Origin of the sequence: Flavobacterium sp., from assembly GCF_024710485.1 — a bacterium.
GTDB lineage: Bacteria > Bacteroidota > Bacteroidia > Flavobacteriales > Flavobacteriaceae > Flavobacterium.
This window is the reverse complement of the sequence record NZ_JANJUQ010000005.1, coordinates 11,729-24,904: the sequence shown is the minus strand read 5'-3', so window position 1 is coordinate 24,904 and position 13,176 is coordinate 11,729. Positions and strand designations below refer to the sequence as shown.

Below are 13,176 nucleotides of genomic sequence, written 5' to 3'. Positions count from 1 at the left end.
AACAAATATGTTATATTTACAACCAAATATTATACTATGAGTTTTAAGTTTTGCATCAAGTTTTTTTTAGTAATGGTCTTATTGACTATGGTTTCTTGTGCTTCAAGGAAAGATATCGTTTATCTTCAAAATGTTGAAACTGTTGGAAATCAAAGTGACGCGCTGAACTACGAACCCAAATTGCAGAATGACGATTTATTAAGTATTATTGTGTCCGCTGATCAACCGGAACTTACAATACCTTTTAATATGCCTCAAATTCAAGGAAATTATCAAATTAATGAAAATCAAGACGGTATAAAAACGTATCTAATTGATGCTTATGGCTTTATAGAGTTTCCTGTTGTGGGCAAGATTAAACTAGCCGGTTTGAGTCGTTCTGAGGCTGTAACAAAGCTACAAACTGCTATCAAAGAATACATTACAAATCCAACCATTAATCTCAGAATTTTGAATTATAAAGTTTCGGTTTTGGGAGAGGTGCTAAAGCCAGGTACCATTAAGATTAACAGTGAGCGAATTACACTTTTAGAAGCCATTAGTCAAGCCGGGGATTTAACCATTTACGGCAAAAGAGACAATATATTAGTGGTGCGAGAATCAAATGGTAAAATGACCTACAACAGGGTTGATATAACCAAAGCAGATTTTATCAATTCGCCGTTTTATTACCTTTCCCAAAACGATGTGGTAATGGTTGAGCCTAACAAAACAAGGGTAAATTCTTCGGCTGTCGGGCCTAATGTAACCACTGTAATTTCTGCCTTGTCATTATTAGGAACCATTTTAATTATTCTTACCCGATAAACTCTATGCAAGAACAATCTCCTTTACAGTATAATCACAACGACGAAAGTCTGGACATAAGAGAACAATTTGATAAGTATTTTAAATATTGGCCTTGGTTCATAGTTTCCATTATATTTTGTACGGCATTTAGTTTGTTGTACTTACGCTATACTGTTCCTCAGTATCAAGCCAGTGCTACTATTTTGGTAAAAGATGAAAAAAAGGGAGGTTTAGAATCGGAACTGTCTGCCTTTGCTGATTTAGGAATGATGAAAGGAATGAAAAGTAATGTTGATAATGAAATTGAAATCATCAAGTCGCGATCAATAATAAAATCAGCAGTAAAGAAGCTTAATTACAATGTAACCTACCATGCTGAAGGGACTGTAAAGCGAATTGAACTTTATGGTGATCGATTACCGATAGATGTTTCTTTTTTTGAATCGAATGATACTTTTTTTACAAAACCTCAGTCCTATAAGGTGAATTCTAAAACCGAGAACACCTTCGAATTAACCACTTCAGATGGTAAGCTGATTAATACTTTTCGATACGGTTCCACCATCAGATTAAAAAATTGTAAGATGGTTGTGCTTAAACGCATGTTGGACAATAATAAGGATCAGGAAGATTTTTCTATCACTGTTACTGTAAACAATCTGGACAATGTGGTTCAGAGTTATAAAAGTCGCCTTACCATTGCTTCATTGAATGAAAAATCAAGTGTGGTTGAGCTAACTTTAAATGACCCGGTTGCCAAGAAAGCTGAAGATTTGTTGAATACTATTATTGCTATTTACAACCAAGACGCTATTGATGATAAAAATTTTGTTTCAAAAAGTACCCAAAAATTCATCGACGATCGTTTAGTATACATAACCAATGAGTTGGGCGATGTTGAAAAAGAAGGTGAGCGTTATATGACCTCAAACAGATTGACCAATATTGCTTCTGATGCGGATTTGTTTATCCAAAATTCTGTAGAGTTCGAAAAAGCATTGATTGAAACGGAAACTCAAATCAAAGTAGTCAATTCCATGTTGGATTATTTAAATAATTCCTCTAAAGAAGATATCATTCCCAGTAATTTAATTCCGGCACCTAACAGCAATGTCACCAATAATAATGCTGCCGATTTGATCAATCAATACAATGGTTACATTATTGAACGTAATAGAATTGTTAACGGAGGCGGTACAGCTAAAAACAGTGTGGTTATCAATTTGAATAACAGAATTGATGAAATGCGTAAAAGTGTCAAAGAGAGCCTCAATCGTTTAATTGCTTCTCTAAAGATTAAGCGTTCCGATTTACAAGCCCAAGACAATTTATTAAACGGTAAGATTTCTGAAATTCCTAAACAAACTCGAGAGCTCAACGTAATTGGAAGGCAGCAAAAAATTAAAGAATCGTTGTATTTATACTTACTCCAAAAAAGAGAAGAGGTTGGGATTTCATTAGCGGTAACGGCACCTAAAGCTAAAATGATTGATGAAGCCAAGTCTAAAAATTCCCCTATTTTTCCCAATTCCAGTTTGGTATTGTTGATTGGGCTAATGTCGGGCTTACTGATTCCTTTTCTCATCATTTATCTTGTAGATTTATTGGATACCAAAATAAAAACCAGACAAGACGTTGAGAGTTATACCAATATTCCGTTTTTGGGGGATATTCCTAAATCGGAGAGCGAAGGAGAGATTGTCAATGCCAGCAGTCGTTCCAGTTCGGCCGAAGCTATCAGGATAGTGAGAACTAATTTAGAGTTTATGCTCAATTCGGTTCCGGAGGACAAAGCTAAAACTATTTTTGTCACTTCAACCATGCCAAAAGAAGGTAAGACCTTTGTGGCAATTAACTTGGCGAGTACTATCGCTTTAACCGGCAGAAAGGTTTTATTAATTGGTTTGGATATTAGAAATCCTAAAATTGATAAATATTTAGATATCCCTGCAATGGGATTAACCAATTATATTGTCAAATCAGGTCAAAAAATCGAGGATTTCATTGTGAAATTAGAAGGTTTTGAAAGTTTGTATGTCTTGCCATCCGGGGTTATACCACCTAATCCGGCCGATTTATTATTGAGCCCAAAAGTTGATGAAATGTTCGCCACTTTAAAGCAACAGTTCGATTATATAGTGGTAGATACTGCTCCTGTCAGTTTGGTTACCGATACTTTGTTGGTGGCAAAACATGCCGATGCTTTTGTATACATTGTAAGAGCCAATTATTTAGACAAGCGATTGTTAAAAATAGCCGATAGTTTTTACCAAGAGAAAAAGTTACCTAACATGTCTATTCTTCTCAATGATACGGTTTGGAGAAAAACTTATGGTTACGGCTACGGCTATGGCTACGGCTACGGCTACGGCTATGGCTACGGTTATGGTGCCGACCTTGAGAAAAAATCTTGGAAAGACAGATTTTTAAAGAAAAAATAAATTGTTGTTAAAAGCCTTCTCTAACTCAGGAAGGCTTTTTATTTTAACCATGTTATTCAATGCATCGAGGTGTTTTTGGTGGTGAATGTCGCTTCCAACAAAATCGTAAAAATTATCATGTAATAATTTTTCCGCCACCGTTTCAATATTTTTTCCGTAGTAGCCTACAGTAGCAAGAAGATTCAGTTGAAAAAAACAACCAGAATTTTTGAGTTTGTGAAATTCCTTGTGATTTTTGTGGTAAAATAAATAGCGTTCAGGATGCGCCAAAATCGGTTTATAACCTGCCAATTGGATTTCAAATAAAATTTCAAACAGCTGGATTGGTGGGTTTAGATAAGACATTTCAACCAAAAGATAGTTGTTTTTTAAAGTCAGTAACTTTTCGGATTCCAATCGTTTCAAAAAAAAAGAGTCTAACATGTATTCCGCACCTGCCTCAAAAGTATCGTAACAGTTTTTATGTTCTAGCTCTAATTTGGTCTCGTTTAATTTTTTGGTGATAACGGCTTCAGTATTGTCCCAAACATTGGTAAAAATATGAGGTGTGGTGATAAAATGATTTATCCCTAAACCATTCATTTGCGTCATTAAGATTGCCGTTTCCTCCACTGATTTAGAACCGTCATCAATCCCCGGTAATAAATGGGAATGAATATCCACAAAATTCTTTGGAATTAAGTCTTTTAGTAATGGTTTTGTTTTGAAAATGGACAGCAAAGTGTGTTAATTAATTTTACAAATTTAGGCATTATTTCATTTTTTCAATCATTAAAGCAGAATAATCAAATTAATCATTTCATTACTTTAAAACGACTTTCGTAATTTATATATTTGCAACAACAGCTTTATTAGTTTAAACCAAAAAGGTATTCATGAAAAATGACAACCCGTCTCAAGATTGGGATTTAGTAATCAAAGGACATACATCGCTTTTTGATGTTAAGTTCAGAGATTTATGGCACTACAGAGACTTGTTGGTCATGTTTGTAAAAAGAGACTTTGTGAGTTTCTATAAACAAACTGTCTTAGGACCGCTTTGGTTTTTTATCCAACCTATTTTTACCACCATAGTTTTTTCTTTGGTTTTTGGTAAATTAGCAGGAATCAGTACTGATGGTTTACCTCAATTCTTATTCTACTTATCGGGAATCACAGCTTGGAATTATTTTGCCGATTGCCTAACTAAAACCAGTACGGTTTTTCGTGACAATGCCAATATCTTCGGTAAGGTATATTTCCCCCGATTGATTATGCCGTTGAGTATTGTAGTCAGTAACTTGGTACGCTTTGGTGTTCAGTTACTTTTGTTTGTGGGAGTAATGATTTATTTTGCCCTTAATGGCGCTGATTTTGCTCCAACATATGCTATTTTCTTTTTTCCTTTGTTAATTGTATTAATGGCATTTTTAGGATTAGGTATTGGTTTAATCATTACCGCAATTACTACAAAATATAAGGATTTATCGTTTTTGGTCACGTTTGGAGTCCAATTGCTAATGTACGCAACAACCGTTATTTATCCGCTGAGTGCCGCGCCAGAAGCCTATAAAAAATACATCCAACTCAATCCCATGACCGGTATCATTGAAGCCTTTCGCTTTGCATTTTTAGGGAAAGGAGAATTCACGGCATGGAGTATCGGATATTCAGTGGTCTTTACTTTAATCATGTTGTTTATTGGGATTCTTATCTTTAATAAAACAGAAAAAAACTTTGTCGATACAGTCTAATGAGCAACCCGGTAATTAAAGTCGAAAATCTTTCCAAGGCCTATCAATTGGGTAAAATCGGAACAGGAACCATATCACGCGATATAGAGCGTTTTTGGATTACTAAAGTAATGGGGAAAGAAGATCCGTTTCTTAAAATCGGTGAATCCAATGATCGTAGTGTGAAAGGGCAAAGCGATATTGTTTGGTCGTTAAAAGATATCAACTTTGAAATCAATCAAGGAGAAGCTGTTGGTATTATTGGCAGAAACGGTGCCGGAAAGAGTACATTGTTAAAACTCCTGTCTAGAGTAACCGGACCAACCACGGGAGAAATCAAAGTCAAAGGTCGTATTGCCAGTTTGTTGGAAGTAGGCACCGGTTTCCATCCTGAATTAACCGGAAAGGAGAATATCTATCTTAACGGTGCCATCTTGGGGATGCGCAAAAAGGAAATCACGCGTAAACTGGATGAGATTATCGATTTTTCCGGAGTAGAGCGCTATATTGATACACCGGTTAAACGCTATTCTTCCGGGATGTATGTACGCTTGGCATTCGCTGTAGCCGCTCATTTGGAAAGTGAAATTCTGATTGTAGATGAAGTATTAGCCGTTGGTGATGCTGAATTTCAGAAAAAGTGTTTGGGGAAAATGGGCGACATCAGTAAAGGACAAGGAAGAACAGTTCTTTTTGTGTCGCACAATATGGCAAGTGTCCAAAATTTGTGTTCCAAAGGCATCATGCTAGAACACGGTATGATTAAAGCTGTAGGAAATATCGAAGATGTTGTTCGCGAGTACCTATCAAAGTCCAGAGCAGAAGATGTGATGTTGGCCGAAGTTCAAAAGCGAAAAGGCAACGGTAAATTGCGATTTGTTCACGGATATGTAGGTTGTACCGATAACGAAACCATAGAGACATTTAAAAATCTGACGATTAAACTCGATTTTGAACTTGATCCTACAGTTGTTGTAGCGCAAAAACGAATCGATATCGGCATCAATAATTTTATGGGCGACAGGGTTGCTTGGTTGTCCACAAGCAATATTAATGACGAATTCAATATTCATAATAACAGCATAGAATTTACCATTAAAAATTTACCTTTGGCTCCCGGCGATTATAGTTGTAACATTTACAGCGAAATCAATAATGAGGTGGCAGATTGGTTGACAGAAGTAATGGATTTCTCGATAGCTGAAAAAGATTATTACCATTCGGGTAAATTGGTTCCTAAAAATCAGGGATCAATATTGTTGAATTACAACATCAAATAGGTATGCTGAAAAAAATTAAGAACCTGATACAGGAAAACATCAAGTTTCACAAAGCCCATCAAGATACGTTAAGTGAATTGTATTGGGCGAATGTATACCATGATAGTATTCGAGGCAAATCAGCATTGGAAAATCTCGGGCTTAACATCGGAAGATGGGCCGGAAATTACACTTTCTTTTATATTTTAAATCGAATATTGAACGATTATCAACCCAAAAAAATCATCGAGTTTGGTTTGGGTGAATCCACAAAATTTATATCAACTTACATTGAAAATTACGCTCCCGATTCGGTTCACACGGTAATCGAGCAGGATGAAAATTGGAGGACAGCTTTTCTCAATCGATTCCGAGTTTCCAATAAAACCACGATTAAAGTTCTGCCTTTAACAACACAAAAAGTGCACGGATTCGACACCAACTCTTATGCTGAAATAGGAGAGAGCGTCAATGAGAAGTTTGATTTGTATGTTGTTGACGGACCTTTTGGCAGTGACCACTATTCGAGATACGATATTGTTACCTTGGCCGAAAAGTTGGATGCGAATGATGAGTTCATTATCATCATAGACGATTATAACAGAAAAGGAGAGCAGCAAACCGTACAAGTTTTGATTAAAATGTTGGAACAAAAAGGGATTGCCATACACAAAGGCCAGTACAAAGGTTTGAAAACCGTCTTGATTTTAGCAACCGAGCAATACAAATACATTAAGACACTGTAAGATGTCTCAACCCTTAGTTTCCATAATCATCCCAACATACAACCGAGCCAACTTAATATCAGAAACGCTCAACAGTATAGTATTGCAAACCTACACCAATTGGGAATGTATTATTGTAGATGATGGTTCAACCGATCACTCAGAGGAACTGATAGCCGAGTATTGTTCCAGAGACAATCGTTTTCAGTTTTTTAAAAGACCGTCAAACCAACCTAAAGGAGCTAACACCTGCCGAAACTTAGGTTTTGTTTACAGCAAAGGTGATTATATCAACTGGTTTGATAGCGATGATGTGATGTTTAAAGGTTTTCTAGAACAAAAAATGAACGCCTTTTTGCAACATCCCGAAGCTGATGTAGTGTCTTCAGGATTTGTAAAATACAATCCTTTGACCAATGTTACTTCAAAGGAATACAATACCTGTTTGGCAGCCAGTCCGCTTAAAGAATATGCTCATGACCGATTAGCGCTAAATACGCCAACATTTTTATACAAACGAGCCTTGCTTAATCAAGTTTCTTTTGATGAAAAACTAACCAGAGCTCAAGACTTAGATTTTACATTTCGAATCATATCAAAGCCGAATTTGAATATGATTTATGTTAATGAAGTTTTGTTTAAAGTTTTAATCCATAACGATTCAATAACCGGAAAATTCACCGCTAAAATATCCTTAGAGCATTTAAAGTCCGAGCTGCAAGTTAGAAAGCACATTGCTTTTTTTTATTTAAACAGTGAACAAAAACTTTCAAAATATATTTTTGATAACTATGTAAAAACCATCAAAAAAATTTTCGAAAATCGCCAGTTTTTGTTTGGTTTACAAGAATTATGGCTGGTGCCTAAAATTAATTTTTTTACCAAACTAAAGCTGTCTCTTATTGTGGCTGTTTATGGATTAACCGGTAAAGGAATAGTCGCTTTCACCAGAGAAGTAAAGAAGATAAAAGTATAAAGTATGCACACGATGAACATTCAGGTTTCGATTATCATGGCCACCTACAATAGAGCTCATTTTATTGTGGAAACACTTTTATCTATTCAAAAACAAACCTTTACAGCGTGGGAATGTATCATTATAGACGATGGCGGAACTGATAATACTACCGATGTTATTCAACCCATTTTGGAGAAAGACGCTCGTTTTAGTTATCACAAACGTACAGCACTATACCAAAAAGGATTGCCGGGTTGCCGTAACTACGGATTGGATTTGGCGCAAGGACAATATATCATCTTTTTTGACGATGACGATATCGTACATCCCCAAAACTTGGAATGTTGTGTGGCTGAATTGGCCAATCCGGAAGTGGCTTTTTGTCGCTATCAAAGAACAGTTTTTACCGGCGATTTCAACTATGAGTTTGATTACTCAATGCACTATACCAAATTTGAAATAAGTAGTAAGGATGTCGAAAAATTACTAACGTTTAAATTACCTTTCAATTCCTGCGCTGTAATGTGGCGTAAAACCTGTTTTGATGAAAACCGTTTTGTAGAAAGTTTGATGTTTGCCGAAGAATGGGAGTTGTATCCCCGAATTCTGTCCACAGGTATCAAAGGAGTTTCTATTGATAAAACTTTGTTCTTCGGAAGAAAGCACCCTAATTCCAATACAGGTGAATTTTCACGTCGTGATGTGGTGCGCAGGGCTTCTAAAAAAGAGGCTATTTTATTAGTTATTATCAATTTAAAGCGCAAAGGGCTTTTGTCAAAATCAATAGTAAGGTATTTTTTAGGCGATGCCGTACATTACAAAGAATTTAATTTGTTCGATGAAATTTTGAAGGAATTAGATTTGCCATGGAACCAAAAACTTTATTGGAAAATATTTTATACCTTTCTCCCTTTGCGATTAGCCGTGCTCAAAGCATTCAAAAAACTATTCAGTAAATGAAAATATTGGTAATTTCCGAATCAATTAATGTAGACGACAGTAGTGCTTCAAAAGTAAATGTAGCACTGATTGACAATCTTAAAAAAGCCGGATATACCCTAAAAGTGTTGCATTATTCGCACCAAGAAATACAATTGCCTGGTGTTGCGTGTAGTTTGATTAAGGAAGACAAAAGATCCCTACTTTATTTTTTGTCGCGCATTATTCGGGTCTTTCAGCGGCATACCAAAAGCTATATTAATCACACACTCGAACGCTGGTTCGGATTTTCATTTACTCATACCAATGACACGCATTCTATTGCCAAAGCCATAAGTAAAGCACAAAATTTTGCTCCTGATTTGATTCTTACGTTAAGTAAAGGCGGAAGTTTCAGGCCACACCGGGCTATGCTCAATTTACCTCAACTACATTCCAAATGGATGGCTTACATACACGATCCTTATCCGTTTCATATTTACCCCAGACCATTTAATTACGTTGAACAAAGTTATAAGCATAAGGAAAAATTTATGCAACAAATTACAGAAAAGGCTAAGTATTTGTCCTTCCCGAGTGTGTTGCTTAAAGAATGGATGCAAAGTTATTTTCCGGCTGTTGCCGATAAAAGTTGCGTGATTCCGCACCAAATTAAAGTCGATAACGAGTCGCAGGTTACACCCGAATTTTTTACCGAAAATCAGTTTTCGCTGCTGCATGCCGGAAATTTACTCCAACAGCGTAACCCCGATTTTTTAATCAAAGCTTTTTTGCAGTTTCTAGCTCATAATCCCGAAGCAGAAAAGGATGCCAAGTTATATTTTGTCGGGAATTACCAAAAACAAGAGCACATCCTCAATCAATACCAAAACCATCCTAACATTGTGGTTAGTGGTTATATTCCTTACACTATAGTTCAATCCTTAGAAAAGAAAGCTACTGTTAATATTATCCTTGAAGCTATTTCTGAAATCAGTCCGTTTTTACCCGGTAAATTTCCTAATTGTATTGTTGCAGATAAACCTCTTTTGGTCCTCGGACCTTATTACAGTGAAGTACGAAGGTTGCTCGGAAAGGAATATCCGTATTGGTCGGAAGCCAATGATGTCGCCGGAATTGAAGCCAATATCACTCGACTTTACCAACTTTGGAAGCAAAATCCGCACGATTTGAAACTCAACCGTCCCGATTTGGCCGATTACTGCAATGAAACATTTCTAAAAAAAGTCATAGACGACTTGTTCGCTGTCTAATGAAATTTGCCATTCACATAACAACTAAAAACAGAAGAGCGGATTTGCTGTTTACATTAGCGCAACTAAAACCACTCTTGGAAAACCCTAATGTGGAATGCGTAGTGTTTGATGATGGTTCTAACGATGGCACCGGTGAGGCTGTTCAATCCGGTTTTCCTAAGATTAAACTTCTTCGAAATAAAGTCTCCCGAGGCTATATTTATTGTCGCAACCTCATGCTTAATGAAACTTCGGCAGACGTAGCCATTTCACTCGATGATGATGCTCATTTTCTTTCCGAAAATCCTTTGGAAGTGATTGAAAATCATTTCGAAGAAAATCCAAAATGCGGTTTGATGGCCTTTCGGATATATTGGCATAAAACGGCTCCTGAAAACGCTATTTCTGCCGAACTTTCACAAGTTGTAAAAGGGTATGTCGGTTGTGGTCATGCGTGGCGAATGGAGGCTTGGCGAAGTATTCCGCCTTATCCGGAGTGGTTCGAATTTTACGGAGAAGAAAGTTTCGCCTCTTTACAGTTGTTTAAAAAGGGTTGGGAAATACACTATGTACCGCAAATCTTAGTCTTGCATCGCGTTGATTTAAAAGAGCGCAAAGCCTCAACTACCGATTTTGCTCTTCGTTACCGCAGAGGACTACGAGCCGGCTGGTTTAATCTTTTTCTTTTTTATCCTATCGGAAGAGCTATGCAATTGTTTTTCTATTCCCTCGGAATGCAGTTGAAAACTAAAATTTTTAAAGGACAGTTCCATGTGATACTGCCGGTTTTCAGAGCGCTGTGGGATTTACTGTTCCACAGTCCGAAAATTATAAAATACCGAACGGCTTTTACGGCCAACGAGTTTACTGCTTATGCCAAATTAAAAGAACCTAAAATTTATTGGAAACCGGAAAAATAGTTACTTTTACTACCGTTTCAATTTTCTTTTAATGAAAAACAAACCCTATTTAATTGCCGAAATAGCACAAGCTCACGATGGGAGTTTGGGTATTTTACATTCCTATATTGATGCGGTAGCCCAAACCGGAGTGCAAGCCATTAAATTCCAAATGCACATAGCCGAAGCGGAAAGCAGTATACACGAACCTTTCAGAGTGCTCTTTTCCAAAGAAGACGCTACTCGTTTCGACTATTGGAAACGCATGGAATTCACTTTAGAGCAATGGAAAGCCATTAAGCAACATTGTGATGCAGTTGGGTTGGATTTTATTTGCTCACCGTTCAGTAATTTAGCGGTAGATTGGTTGGAAACCATAGGCGTAAAGGCTTACAAAGTCGGCTCCGGAGAAGTCAATAACTTTTTGTTGCTGGAAAGAATTACCCAAACCGGTAAGCCAATCATTATTTCTTCCGGAATGAGTAGTTTTGAGGAACTAGATCAAACCGTTGATTTTCTGAAAAGCAAGAAAGTTGATTTTTCCATTTTGCAATGCACCACAGCTTATCCCACCCAACCGGAGCAATACGGGTTTGGAGTGATGCAAGAACTTAAAGAGCGATACCAAGTGCCAGTTGGCTTTTCAGACCATTCGGCTAAAATCAGTACCGGAATTGCTGCGGTGGCATTAGGTGCTGAAATCCTCGAATTTCATGTGGTGTTCCACCGGAGTATGTTTGGTCCCGATGCCTTAGCATCTTTAACCATCGAGGAAACCAAGCAGCTGGTTGCGGCGGTAAACGATATCCATTTGGCTCAAAATAGTCCCATCAACAAAAATGACAATGACGCTTTCAAATCGTTAAAAAGCATCTTTGAAAAATCATTGGCGATTAATAAAGATTTACCGGCCGGTCACATACTGACTTTTGCCGATTTAGAGAGTAAAAAGCCCAAAGGTTTCGGAATATCAGCTACCGATTTTCAAAAGGTAATCGGGAGAATACTTAAGACTGATAAGAAACAATGGGACTTTTTGAATGAAGAAGATTTAGCATGAGTACTAAAAGAAAAATAGCTGTAGTCATTACAGCACGACCTTCCTACAGCCGTGTAAAAACGGTATTGACTGCTTTACAAAAGCATCCCGAATTGGAATTGCAATTAATTGTAGCTGCTTCGGCATTGCTCGATCGTTACGGAAGTGCGGTGAATTATATAGAAAAGGACGGATTTGAAATCGCGGCCAAAGTCTTTAATGTTTTGGAAGGAGAGAACCTAACTGCAGCGGCAAAAACTACCGGTATCGGAATCTTGGAGTTGTCGACGGTATTCGATAATCTTCGCCCGGACATAGTGGTTACAGTAGCTGACCGTTTTGAAACTATGGCAACGGCAATCTCTGCTTCTTATATGAATATTCCTCTGGCGCACATACAAGGCGGCGAAGTGACAGGGAATATTGATGAAAAAGTCCGTCATGCCATTACTAAATTAGCCGACTATCATTTTGTGGCTTCCGAAAGTGCCAAACAACGCGTAATTCAGTTAGGTGAAAATCCTGCTATGGTATTCAACACCGGCTGTCCATCGATAGACATTGCCCAAGTGGTAGCACAAAAAACAGCACTCGATTTTAATCCATACGAGAAATACGGAGGTGTCGGTTCCCAACCTGATTTGTCCAACGGCTATCTCGTAGTGATGCAACATCCGGTAACCAATGAGTATCAGGATTCTCGTCGTCATATAGAAGCAACTTTGAGAGCCATGATGCAAATCAACCAACCTACTTTATGGTTTTGGCCAAATGTGGACGCCGGAGCTGACGGCACTTCAACCGGAATTCGTTCGTTTCGGGAAAAGTACAAAATGGAAAATGTGCATTTCTTTAAAAATATGGAAGGCGATGACTTTTTAAACTTATTGCATCATTCTAAAGGATTGATTGGAAATTCTAGCGTGGGTATCAGAGAATGTGCTTATTTAGGAGTGCCGGTTGTCAATATCGGTTCGCGTCAAAACCGTCGTGACCGTGGTGATAATGTGATTGATGTAACTTACGATGAGCAGGAAATTATAGTTGCAGTTTCGACTATTCTACAAAATCCTAAAAGAAACATCTCTCAAGTTTATGGTGGAGGAAATGCAGGAGAGAAAATAGCTGAATTATTAAAGGACTTGCCGTTACAATTTCATAAAACCATAATGTACTAAAA

The 13,176-nt window shown here is 37.3% G+C and carries 12 protein-coding genes; 11 read left to right on the top strand and 1 reads right to left on the bottom strand.

The genetic code is table 11. From position 1 onward, the window contains the following. The first annotated feature begins 36 nt into the window (after window positions 1-36). Together Q0M21_RS00605 and Q0M21_RS00600 are read left to right on the top strand one after the other, a co-directional pair. Complete coding sequence (locus Q0M21_RS00605) at window positions 37-807, top strand: polysaccharide biosynthesis/export family protein (RefSeq protein WP_295333224.1); 771 nt, start codon at window positions 37-39, stop codon at window positions 805-807. A 5-nt stretch (window positions 808-812) separates the two neighbouring features. Continuing rightward, entirely contained in the window at window positions 813-3,230 is a 2,418-nt protein-coding gene (locus tag Q0M21_RS00600) for a polysaccharide biosynthesis tyrosine autokinase (protein WP_295333220.1), read from the top strand. On the opposite strand, the gene Q0M21_RS00595 is transcribed toward Q0M21_RS00600, so the two are convergent. After that, complete coding sequence (locus tag Q0M21_RS00595) at window positions 3,216-3,893, bottom strand: tyrosine-protein phosphatase (RefSeq protein WP_367273701.1); 678 nt, start codon at window positions 3,891-3,893, stop codon at window positions 3,216-3,218. The genes Q0M21_RS00600 and Q0M21_RS00595 overlap by 15 nt on opposite strands. Before the next feature lie 212 nt (window positions 3,894-4,105). Here Q0M21_RS00595 and Q0M21_RS00590 point away from each other — a divergent pair, with 212 nt between their 5' ends. Genes Q0M21_RS00590 through neuC form a run of 9 tightly spaced genes read left to right on the top strand, consistent with a single transcriptional unit; the run spans window position 4,106 to window position 13,174 of the window. Further along, entirely contained in the window at window positions 4,106-4,963 is an 858-nt protein-coding gene (locus Q0M21_RS00590) for an ABC transporter permease (protein WP_295333214.1), read from the top strand. Continuing rightward, on the top strand, window positions 4,963-6,222 hold the full coding sequence (locus Q0M21_RS00585) for a polysaccharide ABC transporter ATP-binding protein (protein WP_295333212.1): 1,260 nt from the start codon (window positions 4,963-4,965) through the stop codon (window positions 6,220-6,222). The genes Q0M21_RS00590 and Q0M21_RS00585 overlap by 1 nt, the downstream gene beginning before the upstream one ends. Before the next feature lie 2 nt (window positions 6,223-6,224). Next, a complete protein-coding gene (locus Q0M21_RS00580; protein WP_295333210.1) occupies window positions 6,225-6,947 on the top strand; it encodes a hypothetical protein in 723 nt (240 codons plus the stop codon). Between the two features lies 1 nt (window position 6,948). Continuing rightward, entirely contained in the window at window positions 6,949-7,902 is a 954-nt protein-coding gene (locus Q0M21_RS00575; RefSeq protein WP_295333208.1) for a glycosyltransferase family 2 protein, read from the top strand. Between the two features lie 3 nt (window positions 7,903-7,905). Then, window positions 7,906-8,844 (top strand): glycosyltransferase family 2 protein, encoded by a 939-nt coding sequence (locus Q0M21_RS00570; RefSeq protein WP_295333206.1) that lies wholly within the window; start codon window positions 7,906-7,908, stop codon window positions 8,842-8,844. Next, on the top strand, window positions 8,841-10,076 hold the full coding sequence (locus tag Q0M21_RS00565) for a UDP-glycosyltransferase (protein ID WP_295333202.1): 1,236 nt from the start codon (window positions 8,841-8,843) through the stop codon (window positions 10,074-10,076). Before Q0M21_RS00570 ends, Q0M21_RS00565 begins: the two co-directional genes overlap by 4 nt. Then, window positions 10,076-10,978, top strand: coding sequence for a glycosyltransferase (locus tag Q0M21_RS00560; protein WP_295333197.1), 903 nt, complete (start codon window positions 10,076-10,078; stop codon window positions 10,976-10,978). The genes Q0M21_RS00565 and Q0M21_RS00560 overlap by 1 nt, the downstream gene beginning before the upstream one ends. Window positions 10,979-11,009: 31 nt before the next feature. Further along, window positions 11,010-12,017, top strand: a complete 1,008-nt coding sequence (locus Q0M21_RS00555) for an N-acetylneuraminate synthase family protein (protein WP_295333194.1) — start codon at window positions 11,010-11,012, stop codon at window positions 12,015-12,017. Next, a complete protein-coding gene (gene neuC, locus Q0M21_RS00550) occupies window positions 12,014-13,174 on the top strand; it encodes a UDP-N-acetylglucosamine 2-epimerase (RefSeq protein WP_295333191.1) in 1,161 nt (386 codons plus the stop codon). Before Q0M21_RS00555 ends, neuC begins: the two co-directional genes overlap by 4 nt. Window positions 13,175-13,176: the final 2 nt, after the last annotated feature.